General features: G+C 50.7%; 22 protein-coding genes. 11 read left to right on the top strand and 11 right to left on the bottom strand.

From position 1 onward, the window contains the following. Window positions 1-50: 50 nt before the first annotated feature. The 4 genes from ACFSSA_RS06970 to ACFSSA_RS06985 form a co-directional block, all read right to left on the bottom strand. A complete protein-coding gene (locus ACFSSA_RS06970; RefSeq protein ID WP_386819621.1) occupies window positions 51-3,512 on the bottom strand; it encodes a hybrid sensor histidine kinase/response regulator in 3,462 nt (1,153 codons plus the stop codon). Between the two features lie 38 nt (window positions 3,513-3,550). After that, complete coding sequence (locus ACFSSA_RS06975) at window positions 3,551-5,305, bottom strand: sensor histidine kinase (protein ID WP_386819622.1); 1,755 nt, start codon at window positions 5,303-5,305, stop codon at window positions 3,551-3,553. Continuing rightward, on the bottom strand, window positions 5,302-6,006 hold the full coding sequence (locus tag ACFSSA_RS06980; RefSeq protein ID WP_386819623.1) for a response regulator transcription factor: 705 nt from the start codon (window positions 6,004-6,006) through the stop codon (window positions 5,302-5,304). The genes ACFSSA_RS06975 and ACFSSA_RS06980 overlap by 4 nt, the downstream gene beginning before the upstream one ends. Window positions 6,007-6,175: 169 nt before the next feature. Beyond that, the gene (locus tag ACFSSA_RS06985) at window positions 6,176-7,366 is read right to left on the bottom strand and encodes a vWA domain-containing protein (RefSeq protein WP_386819624.1); all 1,191 of its coding nucleotides are present in this window, start codon (window positions 7,364-7,366) and stop codon (window positions 6,176-6,178) included. A gap of 160 nt (window positions 7,367-7,526) precedes the next feature. Here ACFSSA_RS06985 and rpsN point away from each other — a divergent pair, with 160 nt between their 5' ends. The 5 genes from rpsN to ACFSSA_RS07010 all read left to right on the top strand — a co-directional run bounded on the left by rpsN (window position 7,527) and on the right by ACFSSA_RS07010 (window position 12,583). After that, the gene (gene rpsN / locus ACFSSA_RS06990; RefSeq protein ID WP_386819626.1) at window positions 7,527-7,796 is read left to right on the top strand and encodes a 30S ribosomal protein S14; all 270 of its coding nucleotides are present in this window, start codon (window positions 7,527-7,529) and stop codon (window positions 7,794-7,796) included. A gap of 323 nt (window positions 7,797-8,119) precedes the next feature. Beyond that, window positions 8,120-9,550: a hemolysin family protein gene (locus ACFSSA_RS06995; protein ID WP_386819628.1), complete on the top strand. Its 1,431-nt coding sequence runs from the start codon at window positions 8,120-8,122 to the stop codon at window positions 9,548-9,550. Window positions 9,551-9,729: 179 nt separating this feature from the next. Beyond that, a complete protein-coding gene (locus tag ACFSSA_RS07000) occupies window positions 9,730-9,975 on the top strand; it encodes a hypothetical protein (protein ID WP_386819629.1) in 246 nt (81 codons plus the stop codon). 119 nt (window positions 9,976-10,094) lie between these two features. After that, window positions 10,095-10,706, top strand: coding sequence for a DUF4126 domain-containing protein (locus ACFSSA_RS07005; protein WP_386819631.1), 612 nt, complete (start codon window positions 10,095-10,097; stop codon window positions 10,704-10,706). Window positions 10,707-10,786: 80 nt separating this feature from the next. Then, entirely contained in the window at window positions 10,787-12,583 is a 1,797-nt protein-coding gene (locus tag ACFSSA_RS07010) for an SLC13 family permease (protein WP_386819632.1), read from the top strand. A 13-nt stretch (window positions 12,584-12,596) separates the two neighbouring features. Here ACFSSA_RS07010 and ACFSSA_RS07015 read toward each other — a convergent pair whose 3' ends face one another. Next, window positions 12,597-12,980, bottom strand: coding sequence for a DUF2726 domain-containing protein (locus ACFSSA_RS07015; protein ID WP_386819633.1), 384 nt, complete (start codon window positions 12,978-12,980; stop codon window positions 12,597-12,599). Window positions 12,981-13,820: 840 nt separating this feature from the next. Here ACFSSA_RS07015 and ACFSSA_RS07020 point away from each other — a divergent pair. Further along, a complete protein-coding gene (locus tag ACFSSA_RS07020) occupies window positions 13,821-14,105 on the top strand; it encodes a hypothetical protein (protein ID WP_386819635.1) in 285 nt (94 codons plus the stop codon). A 24-nt stretch (window positions 14,106-14,129) separates the two neighbouring features. After that, window positions 14,130-14,702 (top strand): hypothetical protein, encoded by a 573-nt coding sequence (locus ACFSSA_RS07025; protein ID WP_386819637.1) that lies wholly within the window; start codon window positions 14,130-14,132, stop codon window positions 14,700-14,702. On the opposite strand, the gene ACFSSA_RS07030 is transcribed toward ACFSSA_RS07025, so the two are convergent. After that, window positions 14,703-16,145, bottom strand: coding sequence for a glycogen synthase (locus ACFSSA_RS07030; protein WP_386819639.1), 1,443 nt, complete (start codon window positions 16,143-16,145; stop codon window positions 14,703-14,705). It abuts the gene before it with no gap. A 468-nt stretch (window positions 16,146-16,613) separates the two neighbouring features. Here ACFSSA_RS07030 and ACFSSA_RS07035 point away from each other — a divergent pair, with 468 nt between their 5' ends. After that, window positions 16,614-17,780: a pyridoxal phosphate-dependent aminotransferase gene (locus ACFSSA_RS07035; protein ID WP_386819641.1), complete on the top strand. Its 1,167-nt coding sequence runs from the start codon at window positions 16,614-16,616 to the stop codon at window positions 17,778-17,780. A gap of 110 nt (window positions 17,781-17,890) precedes the next feature. On the opposite strand, the gene ACFSSA_RS07040 is transcribed toward ACFSSA_RS07035, so the two are convergent. From ACFSSA_RS07040 to ACFSSA_RS07060, 5 genes are all read right to left on the bottom strand, one after another. After that, window positions 17,891-18,823, bottom strand: a complete 933-nt coding sequence (locus ACFSSA_RS07040) for an FAD:protein FMN transferase (protein ID WP_386819643.1) — start codon at window positions 18,821-18,823, stop codon at window positions 17,891-17,893. Continuing rightward, complete coding sequence (locus tag ACFSSA_RS07045; RefSeq protein ID WP_386819644.1) at window positions 18,820-19,557, bottom strand: PepSY-associated TM helix domain-containing protein; 738 nt, start codon at window positions 19,555-19,557, stop codon at window positions 18,820-18,822. The genes ACFSSA_RS07040 and ACFSSA_RS07045 overlap by 4 nt, the downstream gene beginning before the upstream one ends. A 16-nt stretch (window positions 19,558-19,573) precedes the next feature. After that, entirely contained in the window at window positions 19,574-20,083 is a 510-nt protein-coding gene (locus ACFSSA_RS07050; RefSeq protein ID WP_386819646.1) for an FMN-binding protein, read from the bottom strand. 26 nt (window positions 20,084-20,109) lie between these two features. Then, the gene (locus ACFSSA_RS07055; RefSeq protein WP_386819648.1) at window positions 20,110-21,279 is read right to left on the bottom strand and encodes a porin; all 1,170 of its coding nucleotides are present in this window, start codon (window positions 21,277-21,279) and stop codon (window positions 20,110-20,112) included. Between the two features lie 151 nt (window positions 21,280-21,430). Further along, on the bottom strand, window positions 21,431-22,228 hold the full coding sequence (locus ACFSSA_RS07060; RefSeq protein WP_386819650.1) for a hypothetical protein: 798 nt from the start codon (window positions 22,226-22,228) through the stop codon (window positions 21,431-21,433). Between the two features lie 117 nt (window positions 22,229-22,345). Between ACFSSA_RS07060 and ACFSSA_RS07065 the strand changes: the two genes are divergently transcribed. From ACFSSA_RS07065 to ACFSSA_RS07075, 3 genes are read left to right on the top strand one after another with little or no spacing between them, the layout of a single operon-like run. Beyond that, entirely contained in the window at window positions 22,346-23,209 is an 864-nt protein-coding gene (locus ACFSSA_RS07065) for an ABC transporter ATP-binding protein (RefSeq protein ID WP_386819651.1), read from the top strand. A 10-nt stretch (window positions 23,210-23,219) separates the two neighbouring features. Then, window positions 23,220-24,149 carry a hypothetical protein gene (locus ACFSSA_RS07070; protein WP_386819653.1) on the top strand — a complete coding sequence of 310 codons (930 nt, stop codon included), beginning with the start codon at window positions 23,220-23,222 and terminating at the stop codon, window positions 24,147-24,149. Between the two features lie 5 nt (window positions 24,150-24,154). Continuing rightward, entirely contained in the window at window positions 24,155-25,135 is a 981-nt protein-coding gene (locus ACFSSA_RS07075; protein ID WP_386819655.1) for a hypothetical protein, read from the top strand. Window positions 25,136-25,205 lie beyond the last annotated feature (70 nt).

The raw sequence follows: 25,205 nt of genomic DNA on the forward strand, positions 1-25,205 counted from the left end.
ACAAGCAAAGAGCACATTCTTTTAGACGAAAGTCTCTTATTTTGTGGAATTTATGAATGATGGAGAATGCTATTCAAGCACTGGAGTAATGTATTTGCAGTAAATGGTTTTTGAAGGAAGTTACGCACGCCTTTGCTATAGCTCTGCGCGACTTCCCCATTGGAACGAATGCCGCTGACGGCGATGATTTGTGCGTCTTTATCGATTTCGAGAAGCGCCTGAATCGTCGCTTTTCCATCCATGCCGGGCATCACCATATCGGTCAGCACGATGTCGATTTCCCGATGTCTCTCCCGGAAAATCTCGACTCCTTTTGTCCCGGAGCCAGCCGTTAAGGTTTTGTAGCCAAAGGTTTCGAGAATCCTACGGGTCATTTTCAGGATGGCGGTTTCGTCATCGATGAGAAGGATCAGCTCGCCGTTGCCTTCCGGATGTTCGAGGGAATTGTTCTCAGATTCGGCATCGGAAAATTCTACCATGGCGGGAATATAAACACGGAATCCGGTTCCTTTTCCCGGCTCGCTGTATGATTTGATAAAGCCTCCGTGGCTTTTGACAATAGCCAGGGTGGTGGATAATCCCAAGCCGGTTCCTTTGCCTATTTCCTTGGTTGTGAAAAACGGATCATAGATTTTCCCGATGATTTCCGGAGAGATTCCTTCGCCCGTGTCTTCCACTTCGATACAAACATATGGTCCCGGTTTTGCGTCGATATTGGCCGCCACGTAGTTCTCGTTGATATCCTGATTACTCGCGGAAATATACAGATTCCCTCCTTCAGGCATCGCATCGCGGGCGTTCACGCAGAGATTCAGGAGCACTTGGTGAATCTGCGTGGCATCGCCGAGGATAGGCCAGAGATCCGCGACGAGACGTGTCTCAGTGCGGATACTTTTAGGGAACGAATCACGGATAATGGCCGAAAGTTCCGCAATGACCTCACTGCCGGAAACTTTTACCCTGCGGCCATCAATACCCCGGGCGAAGGACAAAATCTGACCGACCATCTCCGCGCCGCGGTGGGAACTTTGGGCAATGGTATCCAGCAATTCGTTCCCTCGGGCATCGGAAATGCTTTTTCTCAAAAGCTCGATCGACATGGAAATCGGGGCTAGCACATTGTTCAAGTCGTGAGCAAGGCCACCGGCCAACGTGCCGATGGATTCGAGTCTCTGGGCTCTTAGAAATTGCTGTTCCAGGTGTTTGTGGCCGGTGATATCCGTATTGATGGAAAGGATGGAAACGGGCTTGCCCTTCTCATCCCGGACGAGGTTCCAGCGACTTTCCACAATGATGGGTCGGCCACGCTTATCAATCTGGTGGAGCTCTCCAAGCCACTCTCCCTGCTCAATGGCATATTTATAGGCCAAGTCAAAGCTTTCGGGATTATCGTGCAGCAGATCGCGGGCAGACAAGCCGATCACAGCGGAGCCTTTGCGGCCATACAGCCTTTCAGCGCTTTTGTTCCAGAAGCCGATACGATGGTCGAGATCGCAGGTGAAAATAGCGTCGCGAGCTTTGTCGAGCAGAGAGGCCTGCTCGATCATCAAAGCGTTCGATTGCTCCTTGGTCATTTCAGAAGCGGCCCGATCGGCAAAAATTTTCAGCACGGACCTGACGAGCGCGGGCTCACCAATCGGCTTTTTAAAGAGCACTGAAAGTATGCCGAAGCGCTCCCCTTTGTCTGAAAAGAGGGAGATTCCCGCATAGGAATCTATGCCCATTTCCACAAGAGCGTGGTCATTCGGAAAGAGCTCTCTTACCCCTTGGTCAAAGAGACAGACCCCTGGATAGTCAGTCTGCTCGCAGGGTGTGTCGTGAAGGCTGTAAGTTACATTTTCCTGCACCACGCCATCCAGAACAAAGGACAGTGAGTTAACGGTGTAGGTATTGGGGTCGATCCGTCCGATCAGCCCCGCATCCGCTCCCAGTGCCTCAACCATATTGACCGCCAATAGTTCATAGAAATTCTGCCCGCTGGCATCGGAAACCGTCTGTGCCACTTTTACAATGACATCGCGGGTCGTCTCTTCACTGATGCGATTGCGCAGCGCGATGATGCCGAAGGCGAGGTTATCTGCCAGCTCTTGGAGAAGATTGAGCTCTTGCTCGCTTACCGCATTTACTTCGCGGGAAAGTAGGGAGAGAAAGCCAAAACATTTGTTCTCATCTCTGAGCGGAAGGCAGACTAGTCCGCGGTAGCCCAGCTTGACGGTTCTCGGCTTATGAATGAAATCCAAAGCGTCAGTGGAGATGTCCGTCCAGGTCACCGCCTTGCCGGTGCGGATGGTAGTTCCTCCCGGCGTGTTCCCGGACGGAATGGATTCGTCATAGGTGAGCTCCAGCTCGTTGATGAAATCCGTTTTATAGCCGACCGTTGCGGCGGGGATGATCATTTTCTTCGGACCCCTGTCCGCATAGCCAACCCATGCCGTGCTGTAGCCGCCGATCTCGATGGCTACCTCGCAAATTTTTGTCAGTAGATCGTCTTCGTTGGTCGCGTGTATGAGGACGTGGTTGCAGGCACGCAACATTTGAAGGGCACGGTTCAGGGAGACCAGCTCGCTCTGGATTTCGCGTTGGCTGGTCATGTCCGTCATCCCACCGATCATACGGACGGCCTTGCCATTGTTGTCGAAAATTACTTCGGCCTTATCGATCACGTGGGTGATATTGCCGTTCTGATGGAAAAAGCGATATTCCACGACCCAGCGCTTCTGCTGACCTTTTGAGGGTGGAATCAGGCTCTCACAAACCCGTTCCCTGTCCTCAGGATGTATGCGGGCCTTCCATTCGTCGTAGGTCGGACCGTTTCCCGTTCCGCTATAGCCGAACAACTTGCAAAACCCTTCGTTCCACCAGACGTTGTTTGTAGTAATATCCCAATCCCATACGGCGTCATTGGTCGCGGAGGCAATTGATTGGAATAGCTTATTGCTTCGGACGAGTTCTTCCGCAGCTCTGGTTTTTTCGATGGCGAGGCCGATGAGATTGCGCATGTCTTCCACCTTGCGGAGTTCTTCGGCTGAAGGCTTGTGAGGAGCATGATAGAAGCAGGTAATCGTAGCGATAACCTGACCCGAACTCCCAAAAACTGGTATCGTCCAGCTCGCTCTAACGCCGCTGTTGCGGGATAGGTCCCGGAACTTCTCATAGCCTTCTGCCGCGAGAACATCCTCTACGATCACAGTATTTCCCGTCACAATCGCTTTGCCGCAGGTGCCATCAGTGGGGGCGGTATGAAGTGTCCTGAGTCTATCGATGAAATCAACGGGGATGCTGGGTGCGGCCGCAAGTTTCATCACGGGCGGCGAACCGGCTAAAAGGATGACGGAACACCAGGTCTTAACTGGAGACTGCCCCTCGATTAGCAATGCGACGTGCCGGAGAATTTCTCCCAAAGGAACTTCCTTCAGAATCATTTCCAGCAATTCCGCGTGGGCACGGGAAAATTCATCGCCTGAGAAAGACGGCTTTTCCGAGCACACATTAGAACCACCCCGATATTCCATAACTAGATATTTACACGTTTTCCGTGTAATAACTCAAGCTAAAGGCGGGGCAATATGAGAATGAAGACAGTGCCGCGATCGGAATCATGAGGCTGGCGACAAGAAATAGATCCGTTCATGGAACGCGCTAACCGCTGTGACAGAGCAAGTCCCAGGCCCACTCCGGGCATGCTTTCGGCAGCTTGCTTGGCGGATTTGTGAAAGGGCCGGAAGATTCTTTTACATTCATCAACCGGGATGCCGGGGCCATGATCGATAACGTGAATTTCGATTTTTTTAGGAAAATCGAGAATCTTGAGCGTAACCAGGGGAGGCTCTGAAACCGCAGCGTATTTTGCGGCATTATCGATGATGTTGAAGAGAATATGCTCAAGGGCGGATGCGTCCAAGGTGATGTCACATGAGCTTGGTAGATCCATTTTCAGCTCCAATCCAGCAGCGGCCAAACGGGATTCGAAACGCTCTCGCATGCCACTCAACAAAATCGGAAGATCCACCTTTGCGATGGTGCTCCGCGCACTCCCACGCTCAATCCGGGAGAATGCCAGGACGTTTTCCACAAGATGTGAAAGGCGGTCTGCCTCGCGCGATAAGACATTGAGATATGAAGGCCGTTTCTCTTCTCTTACCGCGCCACTGCTCAGTATATCGGAATAGAGGCGGAAAGTGGTCAATGGAGTGCGGAGTTCGTGGGTGACTGCGGAGACAAAAGACGCGCGGCGTTCGCTGAGCTCGATCACATTGGAAATCAATATCGAGGCAATGATCAGAGCCGTAAGGGTTGCCAGCCAGCCGACCAAGAGCGAGATGGTGATACTTCCGGGAATGCGATCGGGAGTGGCGCTAATTTTTCCGGGATGAAGCTTATACGGAAATGATGCCAGCACAAAAGAGTCATCGGTATCCTGGGCGTGTGCGGGCACCAATTTGGAACCCGGGAGTAATTGATTGGCTTCCGCCTGCAGTATCTCGGTTAGCTCTCTGCCGTCTATCAGGCTGCCTTGGGCAAAGGTGGTGATGCTAAGTCCACGCCTGATAAGATACAGGGAGCCGTCAAACCAGGTTGGTTTAAAATCGCCGACAGGATTGGAAATTTCCTTCGCACTGGGTGTGGACGGAGAAATTGGCTGCCTTCGATCCGCAAGACTGGCGGATGAATCGGGGATAGGAAGATCCTCCACGGATCCCTCGCTCGGGATGACCGTCTTATACTGAAGGTTTTGCTCACGCTGCCTTGATAAAGCTTCCCCCAACCATTTTTCGCGGGTTGCCTTTTCGACACTGTTGGCAAAATTTTGAGCGGCTGGGCCTCCACGGATCTTATTCTCGATGAGCTTTTTGCTATCAGGATTTTCCAATTCGGAGCCAGAGCTGGATTTCTTCAGGGGTTTCCCTTCTGCCTGAAGTGAAATTTTTAGATTTGAGATCAAAGTCGGTAATTGTGTGGCGACTTTTTGCAATGCGTCGGGATCGCCTTCACCTCGGATTGCCGCGCCATCAGGTGTCTCGAAGCGAACGATACAGGGCAGGGTGGTTTCTGCGTCGGAAAGGAAGAGCTGGGGAGGGATGGAGTTTTCCTCGAGCAAAATGGAAGCGCCCAAAGAGTCCATACGCCAGAGCGAGAGGCGGACACGTTCCTGTTGCTCTGCCCGGATTTCCGCCAGAGCACGATTACGCTCCGTTTTGATGACGCTGCGTGTCAGCCACAACATTGCCGCCAGAACGAGACAGGCACAACAGCCGAAAGCGACCCACACCCATGCGGGAGAATGTTTGTGGCGACTCCAGTTCATTCAGGCTTTTCGGGTTGGATGAAACGATAGCCTTTCCCGCGTTCCGTGATGATGCAGGAGGCAATCCTTTTGCCCAATTTGGAACGGAGATGGGCCATGTGCATATCGATGGTTCTCGTTTCGATACGTTCGGGATCCAGATTCCATACCTGACGCAGGATCTCGGCACGGGTGACTGTGCGGCCGCTGGCTCCGATCAGATAACGAAGCAGAGAATTTTCCTTTTCGCTGAACTCCGCCCTGGAGCCGTCTGAAAACTTGATGAAACATTCATTCAGATCAATGACCGCACCATGGAAATTATGAGTGGGGGATAGGGAAGGGCGCTCGTGGGTGCGCCGTAATACCGCATCCACGCGAGCGAGCAATTCCTTCATGCTAAAAGGTTTGACGACGTAGTCGTCCGCACCGCCCACGAGACCTTTCACCCGGTCCTGCTCCTCGCCGCGAGCGGAAAGCATGATTACCGCTTGCCCTGGGCGTGACTTTTTGAGGGCTGCTAGAATCTCAAAGCCAGACGGACCCGGCATAACGATATCCAGCAGCAAGAGGCGGTAGCTTGATTGCAGCGCCATTTTCATACCGCTGTGACCGTCAGCAGCTTCTATGGTCTTATAGCCGCCGTATTCTAACGTATCGACGATGCCGGTCCGGACAGCGGGGTCGTCTTCGATGACAAGGATAGTGGGAGACTCGATCATTATGGCGGGGAGTAGGATTTCTTGGAAAACGATGATAAACAAGGCTCCACACGCCCAGATTTAAAGTTCGTGGGATGGTAGGGATTCACAGATGTGCTGCTGCCGTTGTAAAACATTTTAAGGGAGCACGCCACAGCGGCGTGCTCCCTCGCTTTTGCAATGAGGACAGTTATTCCTCGAATTGATAACCGAGGCTTTTTGCCTGCTTGCGGGTGATCTCGATCATTGCCTGATCAAGGGTTTGTTTCCCCGATTCCGCTTGTTTCTTTAGCTCTGCGGCAACGTGTGCTTCCCGCTCCTTGTTTAATTTTTTGATTTCGCTTTGAATCTCCATCCTGCGAGCCGCAGCATTTTCAATAAAGTCCGCCCGCTCCTCCGGAGTCATTTTCCTCAGATTCTCTGGCAATTCGTTTTCGTCGAGCTTGTAGGGGTTAACTTTTTTCTCCCGGACGGCATCGACTAGATCCCAGCTGGCATTCGAGTAGTTGTTGCTGGCTTTGGTGATAGCCCGTTGAACAGCCGCGCCCTCCTTTGCATTTGCCTCGGCATCCGCATCCGCAAGCTTTTGATTGGCGGAGGCTTCCTTCCGCTGCCTGCCGTAGCCGATGTAGGTTTTGTTAAGATCTTGGCTTAGCTTGGAGATCCTTTCATCCTGGGGCGCATCCACATGGGGAACCGCCCGATCCTGATCGATTATGAGAAAGTCCCCGCCAGCCAATGCGGCGCCATCATGCCAAAAACCTGCGATCCCTTGCCCCCGATCGCCACAATGAATCGTATTTACGACAATGTTTTTCTCCATGGCTTCTTTGCACGCTGCACGGGCATCGACCCTGCCTTGGGTGAATGATTCATTACCTGCGATAAAGATGACTTTGTAAGTGCTTTTGCGGGGATCCCAGGTCAGATCGCCAAGAGCCCGTTGGATAACCGCTCCGCAGAATTCCTCGCCACCGTTGGTTTTCAGGGAAAAGAGCTGCTTGCTCAGTCCGTCCAAATCGCGGCTGAGTGGGCTGACCAGACGTATCCAATCATTTCCCATCGCGTTCCCGTTGTTGCCATATTCGTAAAGTGCCACTTCCACGTAGGGTGTCTCACCGTCCCGTTTGGCATCGATGAAGGTGTTTACAACCTTCCATAGTTGCGTTTTGGCTTGGTCGATCAAACCGTCCATGCTGTTTGAAGTATCAAGCAGCAGGGCGATCTGGATTCGATTCTTTTTATCATCGTCGGAAGTAGTTTTGGGATCGATTTGACCGGGGCCGTGATCTACCTGGGGAGTCCGCGCGGGGCTCGCATGAACCTGGTGGACGGCTATGATTGCCGCTAAGGCTAAAGAGAGAGTAAGTGGAAATTTCATGACTCTCTTTTTCTACACGTTTGGTCACTCGTCTGTCCGTAAAGGCTCTGTAAATTGACAGGGAAGCCCCGAAAGAACCCTGAATGGGACTTTTTTCCGATAAATAACAAGTTTGGGCTTGCATAGGCGGTGCTATGAGGTATCAACCGCCCCTCTAATTATGGCTAAGAAAAGTTGGATAGCACGAAACAAGCGCAAAGCAAAGACAGTCGATAAGTATGCCGATCTCCGGCATAAACTCAAAGCGGAAAAAGACTATGTGGGTCTTTCCATGCTTCCACGTGATGCAAGTCCTACCCGTCTTGTAAACCGTTGCGAAATCACTGGCCGCCGCCGTGCTTTCCTCCGTCGCTTCAGACTTTCACGTATTACATTCCGTGAGTATGCATCCGCAGGCTTGTTGCCGGGTGTAACAAAATCGAGCTGGTAAGACAGTCGGTTTGCGGTATGATTACCGCATCGAATATAGCGCGGGACGGTAACATACCCGATCCTGCGTTTTTCCTATGCCTATTTACGAATATATTTCCGAATCACCCGACGATCCTGAGCGATCGTGTAAGATCTGTCGATCCGGATTTGAACTGCGCAGGCCTATCGAGAGAGAGGCCTTGTGCAACTGCTTGATTTGTAAAAATCCAGTTAAGAAGGTTATATCCAAGGTGAACACACCTCGTGTCACCAAGCCTCTTTCGATATCGGACGCCAAGAAAGCTGGCTTCACGGTTTTGGAAAAACGGGATCAAGGAGTTTATGAAAAGCTTTGATCAACCTGTGAACGAGCTGTTTCAATATTTTTCTCTAACTACGGGAGCTGCCGTAGTTCATGAGTTTCCCAGCGCTGGCGAGACGGTATTCTATCTCCTTGGGATCACCTTTTTCCTCCTGCTCAATGCCTTTTTCGTGGCTTCAGAGTTTGCGATAGTAAAAGTCAGACCAAGCCAGCTGGAAAGCCACGGCAAAGAGACCGGGGCTGATACGGCCCGGGCAGTTCATGTGGTCGAGAATCTTGATGGCTATCTATCTGCAAACCAGCTGGGGATCACTTTTTCATCTCTGGCTCTAGGTTTCCTGGGAGAACCTTTCGTGAAAGCATTGGTCTCGCCGATTTTGGCCAATACCGGAATGCCAGAGCAGGGAATTTACTGGGTTTCATTGGTAATCGCTTACGCATCGTTCACGTTCCTTCACGTCGTCGTCGGCGAGCTATTGCCAAAGTCCATTGCGATTCGTCGTTCACTTGGAACGACTTTGATGTTGGTGGGACCACTACATCTGTTCTACAAAACTTTCTATCTGGTTATTCGGTTTTTCCAAGGGACTGCCAACTGGCTGTTGAAAACCATCTTTCGGATCGATCCAATTAGTGAGGGCGAACACGTGCATTCCGCGGAAGAGCTAGCCATTCTCGTCACCCATTCCGGAAAATTCAAGGAAGTCACCGATACCGAACGGGAAATTCTTATCAACGCGCTGGAGTTGAACGAGCTATGGGTTCGGGATGTGATGACGCCGCGCAACGAAGTGGTTGTGCTGGACGCAGATGAGCCTTTTGAGAAAGCTCTGGATGTAGCGATACGAAGCAAACATACCCGTTTTCCTTTGGTAAAAGGGCATTTGGATCAGTCGATCGGGTTGATCCACATCAAAGATTTGTTCAAATTAATGAACGATCCGGATCCAGATCTGATGCGCATCAAGCGGGAACTGAAGATGGTTCCGGATACTATGCCGCTCGATACTCTTTTGAAATTCTTCCTCAAGGAGCATGCCCACTTGGCAATGGCGGTGGACGAGTTTGGAACTCCTGTGGGTATTGTTTTCCTTGATAACGTCATGGAAGAACTCGTGGGTGACATTCAGGACGAGTTCGATAACGAACATTCCTCCTTCATGCGTGTGAATGACGACGAGTTTGTCGTCGAAGGATCGATGACCCTGAACGATCTGGAAGGTAATGTTGAAGAGCTTTCTCTGGAAAGTGGCGAAGTAACTACCGTCGGCGGTTATATCACCCAACAACTGGAGCGCTTCCCGGAAGTCGGCGAAACCCTGAAGATCCTTGGATATGAAGCAAAGGTCACGAGCACGGATGGCCGTAGAGTCGGACAGGTTCACTTTCGCAAGCTTGAGGATCACGAGCTGAATGTAGTAGAGAGCGAGGCTCCGCTGGAAAGCATTTGAGGATGACTGCATAACGCTTTGAGCTATCGGAGAAATTCATGCATAACGCATGGGTGGGGTGCCTCGATGAAGGTTTTCTTCTATTGCTGATTCGTTGTAACTTGCTTATAATCAGGTTTTTGCGGGTTGATTCTGGGAATTTGGCGGGATGGCTTGTTGCTAGCTATAATCCTTTTACCATGAAATCAATCACACATACCTCCTTGAAAGCCCTTCCAATATTTTTCGCAGCTGTAGCTTTGAGCTCATGTGATGTGGAAAAAACGCAGGATGGCGAAATGCCTGAAGTGAAAGTGGAAGGCGAAGCAAAACTTCCTAAATACGATGTCGATGCCCCGGATGTGGATATCAAAAAGAAAAAGGTAGAGATGGAAGTTCCGACCATCGAAGTCACTCCGGCTGACGAAGATACGAACGACCAATAAATCTAAAAGCGCCGTAACAACTATAAAAAGCACTGCCTTTAAGGCAGTGCTTTTTTTTGCACCAATAACTAGAGCAACTTTTTTGTAGCCTGGTAGCATCTGGTATTCAACTATCTCGAATGGACGTTTTCGAGCATTTGGGGGCTGCACTAGGCTTGGCATCGCTAGCGGGAATTAATCTCTATCTCACGGCTTTCGTGGCAGGGCTAGCTATCCGTTTCAATTGGATTGATCTAGCTGCCTCCCACGAGGGACTTGGAGTTTTGGGAAACGAATGGGTGCTGGCGGTAGCTGGAATCATGATGGTGATTGAATTTTGCGCGGATAAGGTGCCATGGCTGGATAGTGGCTGGGATGCCATACACACGGTTCTCCGCCCAGCGGGTGGTGTTCTTTTAGGAATGGCTGCTCTAGGTGAAATGGATCCCAAATTTTTGGCAATAGGAGGGCTGATATCCGGTGGAGCCTCGCTGACAATGCATGGAGCCAAGGCTGGAACCCGACTATTGGTCAATATGTCACCGGAGCCTGTTTCGAACAGTGTTGCAAGTGTTGCCGAAGACTGCTTGGTCTTGGGTGGCTTGACTCTAACCGCCTTCGCACCGGTAGTGGCATTTGCCGTTTTCGTCATACTGCTTGTTGTTGCCGTATTAATTATTCGGAAGACCTTTGGCAGCGTGCATGCGCTATGGCGTGGATTAAGAGATCGCACGAAGAGAGGACAAGCCTGACCAAAATCCTCTATAATTAGTTTTCGCCAAATCCATTTCGGCTTTTCTGCCATCGATAGAATTTCAGATCGTCTTTATTAATGCCTGTAGAGTTTCAAATGCTCCTAACGTTCATCGTCCTGGGGGGCGTATTTCTCGCGTTTATCAAAGAATGGCTGCCCAATGATTTGGTGGCGTTGTGCGGTCTTGCCATCCTTCTCGGAACGGGAGTTCTGAGTGATTCTGATCTCGGAGAGATTTTCAGTAACCCGGCACCGATGACGATTGGTGCCATGTTCATTCTCGCCGAGTCTCTGACCCGCACCGGTGCGATCGATTGGATCGCGCACCGTTTTGAAAAATGGGCGGGAAACTCATTAACTAGAGCTGTGATCATCCTAGCTCTTATTGTGGTGCCGCTCTCGGCGTTTATGAATAATACACCGGTAGTGATCGTCTTTTTGCCGGTGCTGATGAGCTTCGCCCGGAGCACGGGCCTGAAAGCAAGCAAACTACTCATTCCTCTTTCTTTCCTGAGTATTCTTGGCGGAACGATCACTTTGATAGGAACCTCGACGAACCTGCTCGTTTCGGGATTGTCCAAGCAGCAAGGCCAGCCAGCTTTTGGAATTTTTGAGATCAGTGGTCTGGGCTTGGTGTATGCTGCTGTTGGCTCCTGTTATCTATTCTTTATCGGGCGTCATCTTTTACCCGATAGAGATACGGTAAGCAGTTTATTGGATGCCGAAGATACGCGGAAATTCGTCAGCGCCGTGGAGATCCCCTATGCCTCTCCATTGATTGGCGAGAGCTTGATCGCCCATCCATTGTTTTCCAACCGGAAGCGGACCATTGTCTACGAGGTATTGCGTCACGGTCTTCGAGTGGAAAATATACCTCTGGATGCCATCACACTTGAGGAGAGGGATGTATTGCTCTTCCGCGCGACCTCGAAACAGCTTGCGGAGATACAAGCGGCCAAAGGAGTTGTGATGATTCACCGGAAGTCGAATCTTACAGAGTCGGGGGCAGAGCAGGCCGAGGAAGTGAAAACCGTCGAGGCGATCATCGGACCGCAGAGCCAGCTGATCGGGAGGAGTGTCCGGCAGTCAAATATTCGGCGGCGTTACGGAATCGTCGTGGCTGCAGTTCATAGAAAAGGCACCAATCTCAGAGAGGGTTATCAGGATGTGAAACTCGCATTCGGCGATACGTTGCTGCTGGAAGGTCCGGTGCAAAGTATTATGAAACTTAGTCAGGAAGGGAGCTTCCTAAGCTTGAACGAAGCTTTAATGCAGCCGCATTTGAAGTCCAAGGTGTTTACCGCGATAGCAATTCTTGCCGCAGTAGTGCTGGTCTCCGCCCTGGGTATATTATCGATCACAAGCGCCGCAGTCATTGGGGCGGTGATGGTGGTTCTAACGGGGTGCCTTGAGATTCGAAAAGCCTATCAAGCTATCGAGTGGAATGTGCTGTTCCTTATCTACGGGATGCTTGGAGTAGGACTGGCGATGAAAAACACAGGAGGTGCAGAATGGGTGGCGATGAATGTGATTGGCCTGATGCCTGATTCGGGGCCATTGGTTATTCTCGCAGCGATTTATTTTCTGTCGTTCGTTCTTACAGAACTGGTCACTAATAACGCTGTGGCAATTTTGATGACTCCCATTGCTATCTCAATCGCGGCTTCTATGGAGGTTGACCCCCGGCCGTTCCTTGTGGCAATCATGTTTGCTGCCAGCGCCAGTTTCATCACGCCTATTGGCTATCAAACCAATACCTACGTTTACGGAGCGGGGGGCTATAGATTCAGTGATTTCTTGAAGGTCGGAGTTCCGCTCAGCTTGATCCTGTGGCTTACCTCCGTGTTGTTGATTCCACGTTTTTGGCCGTTCTAGGACCTTTTGAAAATCAAGCAGCAGGCGATAGATTGATCTGGCAAATTTGCTGAAGCTTGGAGTGCAAAACGCTGCGGTTATATGTTTGTGCCTGTGGAATACGGAGAAGCGTTGTCCGGTTTGCCGCGAAAACAGCGTTGATTGCGCGATCTCTTTCCATCCGTTCTGAGGTAAAGTGGGATTGATCGTCGAGTTCCACGCCACAGAGAATTCTCTTACTGCGCAGTCCCATCAACGCAAAATCGACCCTGGCGGATGTTGTTCGTCCATTTTTTGAATCGGTATTTGTATATCCGGAGCCAAATATTTCATCCAGTCGTGGGTGGACCAGAAACTGAGTGCCCTCTGGGGCAAGGGGTTTCAAAACCTCGAAAAAGGCAATTTCTTCCGTGGTCATCTCAAAGTCCGAGGCACGATCTGATTCAGCAACAGGTGAATGCAGAGTCTTTGATGACGGGAACGAAACGTTTTTGAGTGACGGATGTTTCCGCAGATAAAAGAAAATTGATGCCCCTATTACAGAGCCAATAATGCAAAGGGAATAAAAGCCTATGATTAATTTGTTTTCTATACCCGCCAGGCTATTTCCCGGATTTGAAATAGAAGCGGAACCGATGTGTCCTTTTAGGAGGGGGGCGTCATCCGTGGAAAAATGAGAATGAATGCCTGGGTAATGAATCGTGGAAATGACTGCCGTCCCAGAGCTTTCATTTGTATCATTCACTGTGAATACCCCGCGGAATATTGCATTTCCTTCGGTTTCACCGGCTATGGATATGAGTGGAAAAATCATTCCAATTGCTATGATGGCCAATTTCATTTGCACGCGATGTTCTGTTTGTCTAACGGTTTTTCAATCATAAAAATTTAATACCTGTTAGGTATTTTTTCGTAAGATTGTAAGTCGCTGATCTTCAGGATAGAACAAATTCAGATTTTTTGATGCAATGGGTGGTCACTAATGTTCGGGATCTTCTGAATGATATTTATATGATAAATTAGCTGCTGAAAATGGTCTCGAATGCATGTTTTCGAGATTCTCGATTGCTAATTTTCGATCAGATGATCTGAGTTGCTCATCCATATTTGGAGGGATTGCAGAATGCAGGATTTTTTTCCGCAGTCCGTGCCATTTGTCATCTCGGAACGGAGCGCAACTGTCTGATTCGCCTAGTTCTAGGGTGAAGTCCGTTGGAATGGCATCTGCGGATAGGAGAGGTAACAACTGAATAAAATTATGTGCCCAATCGACCCCGTAGAAACATCCGACAAGCAGAACCAAGCTCCAATGTCTCCTCCTTACATCGACGACGATGTGAACCAAACGTTGACAGAACAAGGACTTCAAGCAGCTGAAAACGAAAAGAGGGACGCTGTGATAAGTGAATATGAAAAACAAGCCTCCACCAGTGATGAGCCGGAAGAGACGCTAGATGACATCGAGTATCCTGACGGGACTGAAACCAAACAGAGCCCTGAAATCTCGGCGATGCATCCTGAGAACGACACCCCGCGCGGCTAAGTTAACAGTGAGCCTTAATTGTTTATGAAAGATATACACCACTCAAGTATTATCCATTACGTTAACGATATAGTCGCCATGGAGCGTGATATTGTTAACGCCGTGAGAACACAACTCGAAGACGATCGGGTGCGTGATCATCCACAACTCCATTCACTTTTTTTAGAGATTGCAGTAAATGGGGATTACCGTGCGGAAGTTTTTGAAAAACTTATAGCCCAGGAGGGCGGCTCTCTCGGCGGAGCTATAAAAGAGGGAATCGCAGCAGTAGCAGGGGTAATGGCTGGGCTTTATGGAATTACCAGGCAGCATCCTCTGTCTCATATGGTTCGTGATAATACCGTGGCAATGAATGTGGCTTCAACCAGTTATAGTATGTTGCTGACCTTGGCATTGGCCACCAATCACAAGCGCTGTGAGGAGCTTGCCCTATCGGCGCTAAACAGCTGCCCGAAATTGGTTCGGCAGCTTACTGACGTGCTTCCGTATGTCGTGCTGGAGGAGATATCCGGAGATGCTCCAGCTCCCAATATGATGGCAGCGGAGCAGGCCAACGATTTGATCCAGAGATCCTGGAAGCAGCACGAGCCCGTTTGATCAGGCTTCGAACGGGACGAGACTGCGATACATAGAGACATACGAATCGATCATCTTCTCCGGAGAAAAGGCGCAGACCGCGTCTTTCATGATTCGGGCCCGTTGGGAATCACGGAGTTCAGGAGATTGTCTGTGGAATTCAAGAGCCCGATCAATCGCCCAGCGCAGACCTTCTGAATTATGAACCTCGAAGGGGAATCCGCTTCCTTGGTTTTCTTCCCAGTTCAAAGACGTGACAGTATCACGCAAGCCCCCTGTGCTGTGAACGATCGGGATGCTGCCGTAGCGCTGTCCGATCATCTGGGCGAGTCCGCAGGGCTCGAATGATGATGGCATCAACACAAAATCCGAAGCAGCGTAAGCCAGCCGTGAAAACGGCTCGTGGAACTTGCGGATTGCAACATGATCATGGAGTTTTCCAATCGAGACGATATCCTCGAAGTGGCGAGAGAACGGACCATCTGCCACGAAGACAATTTGTATCCCGGAATCGGCGTTGGCTTTTACCAGATCTTCTAGAATTTCTGCAAGCAGCTGGCAGCCTTTCTGCATCGGATCCAGGCGCGATGGCCAGAAAAGCACGGGAATGTCCGGATTCTGTTCGAATCCCAGCATGCGCTGTAACTCGATTTTGTTTTCCCGTTTTCCCTCTACGTGAGTATCGGCATTGAAGCGACGGAAGATGAATCGATCGTTCTGAGGGGAGCGTTCTTCCGGCAATGAATTGAGAATGCCCGAGGCATGCCCCGCGGAGATTTTCCCCTGGACCGCATCCGCCACCTGCCACGGACAATTATGGCTGCGATAGCTTAACTCTTCCAGAAAACTTGGACTCACCGTGTTTACACGATCCGCCGCTAAAATTCCCGATGCCAGCATGCTAACGGTATTGTGACTGCGCGTTTCCTCATAGGAATATGGATATCGCTCGAAATACAGATGGCTCCAGAATTCAGCGGAATCGATCCCCCGGTCCTCGATATGGGCGAGGTTCGTCCGTTCGTCGTGGAGATTATGCATCGTGAAAATCGACGGAATTCCCATACTGCGCGCCGCGGCAGGAACCAAGCCTGTCATCCAGTCATGACAGTGGATGATATCCGGTTTTATCCGGGGCATTACATAATGAATCACATCGCGCTGGAAGGCCAGTGCCGCCCGTAGATTTGACTCTTGGCTGCCATCGTAGACGGACTTTCTATAATAAAACTCTCTATCCTTACAAAGATGTAATCGCGGAGAGTGACCATTGCTGCCGGGCTGGTAAAGCGATCGGAAATGCGGTAAGGCTACATGAACTTCTGCGCCTGATTCCGTCAACGAATCCAACAGCAACGCGCTGACATCCGCCAGGCCGCCGGCTTTTACGCATGGTGAATTCCGCCCGTCCTGACTGAGGTAGGAGCTCTCACTTATTTCCGGAGTAACCAATAATACTTTCAATCTTCGCGGTTGCTGGCGTTTTTTGATCTGCTGGGAATTTCGACTAATACGAGCTTCGGCTATCCTGTTGGGGCTTGCTAGTGGTTTGTGGGGCGGGGCTGCTGGCAAAGTATTGAGGTGCATGGTATAGACTAATCGAAGTTCGTAAATATCTAGCGATATTAGTGCCATTGGCAGAAATGGTATGAAACATGGAAGAATACAGGGTTGATGAAGATTCCAAGACCTCTGCTGGATGCAAATTGCAGTAGGATACTGGCATTTTGCGGCTACAACTCATCCATAAAAAGAGCACATTCAGAAACGTATTCCAGTGATAACTATGTCACATTTGATCAGCATTTCTCTTGCCACTTCGGGAGCCAAAGCTCACAACAAGCGCCGCCCGTTTCGGTGGTGCATCTCAAAATCTGTTGTGCTCACCGGAGCCGAGGCAGAATGTCCTGTAAATCAACCACAGCGCCCATCATGCACAGCATTTCATCACGAATCGATAAGGTTTCCCCATCACTTACTCTCGCCGTAACGGCTCAGACCAAAGCATTGATTGCCAAGGGCGAAGAGGTTTACGCACTGGCCGGTGGAGAGCCGGAAGTGGACACTCCGACCTTTATTAAGGAAGCTGCCGTAAAGGCTCTTATGGAAGGCCGGACGAAATACACACCCTCCGGCGGTATTCCAGAGCTGCGGAAGGCACTTTCGACGAAGTTCAAGACCGACAATGGCCTCGATTACGAGCCAAATCAGATCTGTGTGACAGCGGGCGCTAAAATGGCTTGTTTCAACGCAATTCTCGCCGTGATCGAGGATGGTGATGAAGTCATTATCCCGACTCCATATTGGGTTTCATATCCTGAAATGGTGCGTATGGCAGGCGGTGTCCCGGTTCTGGTGGAAACCAAAGAATCCACCGGCTGGAAGATGACTCCGGAGCAGTTTGAGGACGCGATGACTCCTGCGACCAAGATGGTGATCATCAATACGCCTTCCAATCCTACTGGGGCGGTTTACAGCCGCGAGGAGCTTCTCGCTCTCGGCGAAATCGCGGTGGGAGAAGACATCATGATCCTTTCCGACGAGATTTATGAAAAACTCGTCTACGGCGGTGCCGAGCACGTTTCCATCGCTTCGCTCAGTGAAGAGCTCTATAATCTGACGATTACTGTAAACGGCTTTTCAAAAGCCTTCTCAATGACCGGTTGGCGCCTTGGCTACACGGCAGCCGCCAAGCCTGTCGCGGAAGCGATCGATAAGATCCAGAACCATTCCGTCTCCAACGCGACCACCTTTGCACAATACGGAGCGCTTGCGGCACTGGAGGGAGACCAATCCTTCATCGAAGATCTTCGCGGAGAATATGATGTGAAACGCCAGTTCGTCTTCTCTCGCCTCAGCGCGATCCCGAATATCCGGGTGATTGAGCCGAAGGGTGCATTTTACTTCTTTGTCTACACCGGCCAAACAGGGCTCAAATCCATGAATCTCTGTGACAAATTGCTTTCGCGTTACAAAGTGGCGGCGATCCCGGGAATCGCCTTCGGGTATGACGATGGAATCCGCATTAGTTACTGCACTACGCTCGACGTTCTCAATGAAGGTCTTACGCGTTTCGAGCAGTTTTGCAAAGAGCACTAAACTGATCTAGGAATTTTTAAAAAGCGTATCGGACAATGGACCGATACGCTTTTTTTATAATCTTCTCACAGGGAAAAGCTTACGGGATGTTATAAATTTGATACTAATTTCTATAAAAACTCCGTAAAAATCATATTGGGAAAACTGTGTGAAATCCTGTCTCGTTCGATGGGGGTTGCTGTTACCAGCGCGGTTGAAAGAGCATCGGCCAAGGTCGCGCTTGGTGCTTCAGTCACGATGGTGCTGTTAACATTGGGTGTCTTCCCATCGGATGGATGAAAGATATGATGGAGCCGGCCTTCGGGATCGAAGACATGTCCGTAGCCTGCGGAAACGGCTATCGCGCTATTGGGTCGGAGATCCCGGGTAATCAACCTGCTCGAATTTTTTCCGCGGATTTCAACGGACCAGGGCTTTCCGTCCGGAGCTGTGCCCAGCGCGGCGTATTCGCCAATGTTTACAAGGGCGTTCTCAACTCCCGCTTTCCGTAGCAAGCTGCGGATTTCATCACTGGCGTAACCCTGCACGATGCCATTGAGCGTGATTGCCATTCCCGGTTTCGTAAAATCCACTCTGTTCCGGTTCAGTCGTATCTTGCGGTAATCGACGAGGGACAGCGCTGTTTGCCAGGTGTGTTTTTTGAGTTCGGCTCGCTGGACCAAATCCGCGTTTTTCCAATTTTGGCGATATTCCCATAACGGCTGAACTGTGGGGTCAAAGAGACCGCCGGTGGTTTCGCTTATTGTGAGCGCCGTATGGAGTAGTTGGAAAAACTCCGAATCTGGATTTTCAAGAAAGCCGTTACGGTTCAGTCTGGAGATTGCTGATTCCGGTTGATAAAGGCTGAAAAGTGCCTCGATTTCCGCGAGGCGCTGCGAGCTTGAATTACAAATTTTCCGGAAAAGTGCGGAACTTATACCATGGGTCTTGAAATGAATGTCTGTGCCGAAGGCGATGGATGAGAATGTGTGGATCTTTGTTTCTTCTCGGCAGGATGGGAGTGTGGAAAGGCCAATGACCTTCAAAAAATGGCGCCGGTTCATCGGTTACGTTTCCGGTTCTTGAAGAACAAAATGAGTCCTGAGATGGAGAGAGCCAAGACTCCGATGGCGGCGATGTCCCACAGCCATTTGCCCACCGGGCCCAGGATTCTTCCGGAATGGATATCGAGGATTACCCGATCAAGCGGCAGACCCTCCCCACGGAACGCGGTTTTCCAAGCGGATTTTTCAGAAAGAGTGGGGGTGACAGGTTCCGACCACTGGACATCCGGAGGTGTTGTGGTTTTCGTAAAGCCCAGGAGATCGGGATCGCTGATAAAAAATTGATCACCCGATCGCAGAACCAGGGATAGGCTGGAGCTGCGCCCGGCTTTTTCAAAAGGTTTTGGTATTTCCGGCGGATTGAGTTTTTCGATGAGTTCTCCATCCAATCCATAATAGTGAATCGTCTGCCGGGTGACGATGGCGAATCCGTCCCGAAGCGGAACCGCTCCAATGAGCGTGGAATCGGAATCGATCAGTCGAGAAGCATGGAAGAGGCTGCCGTCCCAGGATGCGGCGTAAGTCCTGCCATCCATTCCATAAGCGATTGGTTCGCCCTTCAGTGTCATCCCATACGGGCGGAGTATGAGGGGACTTGTGACGTGACGGGCCTTCAGCCCTAGATCCACCGAATGATTGAGCAATACACCGGTAATGCAGGCAATCGAAAGGGGAATGATCAAAATAAGGCCGGACCATCGATGAAATCGGCGGTTCCAGCGCCGGTTTTTCATTGGAGGTGGCACAGGCTTATTTGATCAGTGAATCGAAGTAAATCGCAAGTCGCGAAAGTTTGGTAACGGCCCGCACTGAAAGTGTTGCCCCCGCAATATTGGTGACAGACTTGGACAATGCATCACCGTTTTCAAGCGTAGCACCCTGGAATTGTCTGGTGAAAAACGGTTTGCTGACTTCCCATCCATGGCTCTCGCGATAGATAAGAATCTCTACCGAGGTGATTTTACCGCGACTCACCACAAATCCGGTAGTGATCGGCAGCGTTTTTCCGATTTCTTCGAGTATCCATACGCTGCGGTCTCCATTGGCCCAATAACGGACCCTGGAGCCGGCATACTCGTGCTGTAGGATAGCTTTCGCGCGGTCCTTGGCCTCTTTGGAGAGGGTTAATGAGGAGGTGCGCGGGATACTTCCGCCGAATGCAGAACGGATGAACTCCGAAGGTGCTTTATATACCCGCTCTTCACCCTTTGCCGCTAATGCAGTCAGCAGGAAAATGAAGAGGAGCGGGATTCTAGACATTTTTGGTAGGAGTATGATTCCGAAAATCAGAAGGAATATCCAACGCCGAAGTTGAAGTTATCCTGGTTGGCTTTTCCGCGGGTGCGGTCTTCGTGAATCCAATCCGCTTTCAGCACGATTTTCTCTGTGGGCCAGTAGTTCACACCCAGCTGATACTCGGTCTGCCCGTCGGGAGAGTCTTCGTTTTCGTAATAGAGCACACGGCTGAATACACCGATAGCCATTCCATTGTCGAAATCCCATTTATAGGAGGGCTCGAGATAAGCGCCGTATTGGTTATCAATGTCAACGCCGGTTGCCGTGATACCATTCACTGCGGCATCGCCGTCGATCTGCCAGTTAGCGACAAGGCCCCGCACGCTGAAGCCCCCGGTGGTGTAAATGAAGTGGGCTGTGGTGAGTAGAGCGCTGTTTTCTTCCCGACCAGTTGAGATATCGTCCTGATACTGGGCGCCGACCGCCAACTCAAGTCCCTCGATGCCCGTGTATTTCACCCGGGCCGTAACCGCGGAGGCAGGGTCATCGAACGTATCCGTCTTCTGGCGGCCGTTTCGAATGTCGGGACCGTTCAGGTTCATATCTCCTGTATCGAGCTTCAGGCCACGGTGGACTGCCAGATCCCACTGAAGCCCCGAGTCATAATTTTTGCGGAGAAGAATGCCGAACTCTGTGAAGGTGGATGGGATAATCTCAGTTTCGATCTTGTTGCGCTCGACACCGTAGAAAGTAGTCGGCTCGTGGATCTCATTGATAATGCCAAGGGGAACAAGAATGCCCCCTGCCTGGAGTGTGTATTGGTTCCCGAGGTCAAACTCAAAATAAGCTTGTTCGAACTCCCAGGTAAGATCGGTTCCGGGATCATTCGAATAAAGGTGCTCAAGCTCGATTTCTGTTACAAACCGAACCTTTTTGGTGAAATCGTAGCTAGCAAAGAGCACCAGGCGGTGGATGTCGAACTTGTCTGCCTGGTCGCCGGTTGCAAAGTGGGCTTCTCCGTAGGATCCGAAGCTTGCCCGATCCAGCCAGCTAGTCTGCGGATTTGTAAGAAATGCGGCATCAATATCCGAAGCGCTGAGGTTTTCTGATCGGTCCAGACGTTCGCTGAACGTTTCCGCACGTTCGGCAAAGCTCGCGGAGCAGGATAATACGGTCATCACGAGACAGGTGGTTAGTGGGGAAATCGTTGATTTTTTCATTTCTTGCATAATTTCGAGATTTCGAGCGCGGCTAGGACTAATGCGACACAATCTCATTACAAGGCTAAAGTGCCGATTTTTTCAGGCAATCTTAGGATCAAAAAAAAGACCGCATGCGCCGAAGCACATGCGGTCATTGTTCTATAAAGGATTAGTTAACTTCGACTACCACTTTCTCGTTGGTCTCGAATTTTACTCCATCGAGCTTCGAGAATTCTTTTTTGGCGGCAGCCTCATCGGTTTTCGCTTTTTCAGCGATATTCTTGAGTTTGTCTTTTTGTGCGAAAACTTTGCCCATTTGAACGTCCATCAGGGTGATTTTGTCGCCATCGTGGAAGCTTGCATTTGTGTCCTTGACCCCATCGGTGATGGTCAGGCTTATGCTGAAGCGCATGTCGGCCATCATCTGGGTCATCATTGCTTCCATCTGGGGATTTTGCTGTTCTTCCGGCAGCTCCAGCTCCTCGTAATTCGTTGGGGGAATCAGAATCTCCAGTTTGCCATCGGCATAGGAGAATTTCAAAGGCTGCTTTTCTTTCTTTGGCTTGGCAGGTGCCGGCGCTTGGTTGGCAAGATCGTCCATCACACCTCCCGCGTTGAGCTCCAGTGTATTGATATCGGCAAATTTATAATGAACCCGCGCTCCTTTTTTCCCGTTCTCATCGACGAGCTCAGTCTTCACGTATTCCACGCCTTTTCCCATCTGGGCGGCCTTATCCTTCGCCTTTTCATCGGAAAACATTTCCTTGATCGGGTCCGGAGCGCCCGGTTGGGAGAATTGGGGCATCATCGCGAGCATTTGGGCACCCAGGAAAGTTTCTTCAACTACCGTGCCACTTCCGTCCTTGTTGAGTGTGACGGATGTTTCATTCTGGAGGCAGCCGGGCAGGGCCAATGCAGCGATGATTCCCAGAGCCAACCGGACAGATCTCAATAGTGTTTTTTTCATATTCATCACTTTCTGTAGGATAAGGTTGCGCCTGACAAGCCCGGATTCGCCAAGAGAGCGACACCGTTCGGAAAGGCATTGCAAGATATGGGATGTGCATACAGCTTATTTCCGAACATGACAGAACCCACGCCAGCAGTTGAGATCCGCCATTTGGTGAAGGATTTTAAGACCTCTTTCAAGCGCAAGCCTCTGAGAGCTGTTGATGATGTGTCGATCCGTATCATGCCGGGTGAGGTCTACGGATTGATCGGTCCGAACGGCTCTGGAAAATCGACAACCATGAAGGCTCTTCTGGGGCTGGTGGCCCCGACTTCCGGGCAGTGTGCCATTTTTGGAAAAGACTCCCTGAAGGTCGATTCACGCAACGAGGTTGGTTTCCTTCCGGAAAATCCGTATTTCTACAAGCACCTAAGTGGTGAGGAAACATTGAACTTTTATGGAAAGCTCTGCGGAATCAAAGGCGCGAAGCTGAGAGACCGGGTGAAAGAGCTTTTGGCACTAGTCGATCTGGAAGGAGCGAGCCACAGGAGAATCGGTGGCTATTCCAAGGGAATGCTGCAGCGGATCGGCCTGGCGCAGGCGATGATTCAGGAGCCCAGGCTGGTCATTCTGGACGAGCCGACCGCCGGGGTGGATCCCGTGGGTTCCCGCGAAATACGTGATCTCATTTTCAAGCTGCGGGAGCAGGGAATCACGGTGTTCCTTTGTTCCCATCTGCTTGAGCAAGTGCAGGAAGTATGTGATCATGTGGGTATCATCTTCCGTGGAAAAATGGTCAAGGAAGGCAAGTTGGATGATCTCATAGCTATTGAGGACCAGACAGAGCTTGTCATGAAAAATGCTAGTCCGGACTTGATCGCTGAGATCCAGGCAATGATAGGGCGGGATGATCAAGCCGAGCTGATAAGGATGGGAAAACCGCGGACAACGCTCGAGCGTCTGTTCCTTCGCGAGACGCAAAAACAAGAGTCAAAATAGAATCGCAGAAATGAATCCGCTTTCTTCCATAAAATCCATGCCGTCCCACATTAGTCGTATCCTGGTGATCGCTCATCACGCATTCACCCAGCTGGTGAGAATGAAGGTCTTTTACTTTCTCGCGGTATTTGCGGTAATCTTGATCGCCAGTAATTTCTTCAACCTGCCCCAGCACGAAGGCCCGGAATCCACAGGAGTGAATATATTGCGCTCCATCAAAAGCTGGTCGCTCGGTGCTATGACGCTGTTTTCGGTAGTGCTTTCCATTGTGGCAACTGCCCTGCTTCTCCCCAAAGATGTCGAAGACCGGACGCTTTATACCATTCTCGCTAAGCCGGTCCCGCGCTTGGATTACTTGGCAGGGAAGCTTCTTGGCGTGCTTTTATTGGTCTTTGTCTCACTTGCTTTAATGGATGTGCTGATGACTGGCATCCTGCATTTGCGCACGAATATGATCCTAGAGGCCCAGGTGGCAATGGCGGAAAGGCGTGGCTGGCCTGCGGAGGATGTTCTTTTGCTGAAAAAGGATATTCTGGCGCAAGGGGCGACGTTTTCTCTGCAGGGAGCCGTCTTTTCCGTATTTTTGCGTGCTTCGATTATTGCCTCGATGTCGCTGTTGATTTCCACATTCTCGAGTAGCACCCTTTTCACCACGATCATCAGCTTTTTGATCTACTTCATCGGGCATTTTCAGGCGGATGCCCGGGCTGCCTATTTCGCCCAAGAGGCTGGAACGAGTGATAGCTGGATAGCAAAAGCCCTGACGTTGCTGGTGTCGCTGGTGCTCCCGGATTTCCAATTGTTCAACGTCATAGATTCCGTGATCGAGGGGCAGGTCCTGCCGCTTTTCATCCTAGGGAAGCTGACCATGATCGGAGTATTTTATGCGGTGTTTTACATCATTGCCTCATGGTTCATCTTTGCTGAAAAGGAATTTTAAAACCGATGACTCAAGGAAAGAAGTATCTGGTTTTGGGAGCCGCCATTCTCGGCATGGGCGCTTTGCGGTTGCCTTTCGAAAAAAAGCTGACCGACGAGTTATATGCGGCACATCTTCTGCCGCCAAAGCTTGAAGTCCGCACTGGGGAGAAGATCGGGCAGACATTTTCAGCCGTTTCGCTCGGAGGACTGCGGACTTTGGTTGCAACCTTTCTCAATCTGAGGGCATTTGGGTTTTTCAGTGAGCAGAAATGGGCGGATGTGGAGGAAACCTTCGACACGATTGTCGATCTCGCGCCCCGGACCCGTTATTACTGGGATACCGGCAGCTGGCATCAAGCCTACAACGCCGCTTCCTACTACCTCTATGAGTCCGAAATCCCGGCGCTTCGCAGAAAGCTTCTGTGGCGTGAGTCGGTTCTAAAAGGAAAAGCATTTCTGGAGCGCGGAATTCGTAACAATCCGGATGATCCGGCTCTTTGGGAGCGACTCGGGGTGTTGCTCTCGGACTCGAATAAAATAGCTGCATTTGGTTCCCCGGCGGAGGCCTACGAACAGGCCTATGATGCGTTCATGTCAGCTGTGGCGACCGGGAATTCACGGGACTACACGAAACGCGCCGCGCTATATTCACTGGCGCGAGTGCCCGGGAGAGAGGGAGAGGCCCTGAAACTCGCGCGTGAAATTCACCAAGAGCAGGAGAGGATACCGCCTACCGTTCTGGCGCTGCTCTTTGTGCTCAGCTATCATGAGCAGCCCACCCAGCCTGTGATGTCTTTGGTTAATTCAATTTTTCCAGATAAGAGAACTGCCTACGATATTCTCGGAAACCTCTGGCTTCGTTCCCGGGAGCATTACCCGGTATATGGCATTGCCCAGGCAGTCTCACAGATTGAGGCCTACTTCAATATCCCTGAGGAAGAGAGCCTGCTGAAAGTGCCGATTTCCCCCCCTACGAATATGGACGATTATTTCATCAGGAAATAATTAACCTATCATCCCCCCATGCGCTTGATTCAGACGTCCTGCTTTGAGGCAAAATGCCGGAAATCGCTTG

It is taken from the genome of Luteolibacter algae, from assembly GCF_042683045.1.
In the GTDB taxonomy this organism is placed as follows: Bacteria; Verrucomicrobiota; Verrucomicrobiia; order Verrucomicrobiales; family Akkermansiaceae; genus Luteolibacter; species Luteolibacter algae.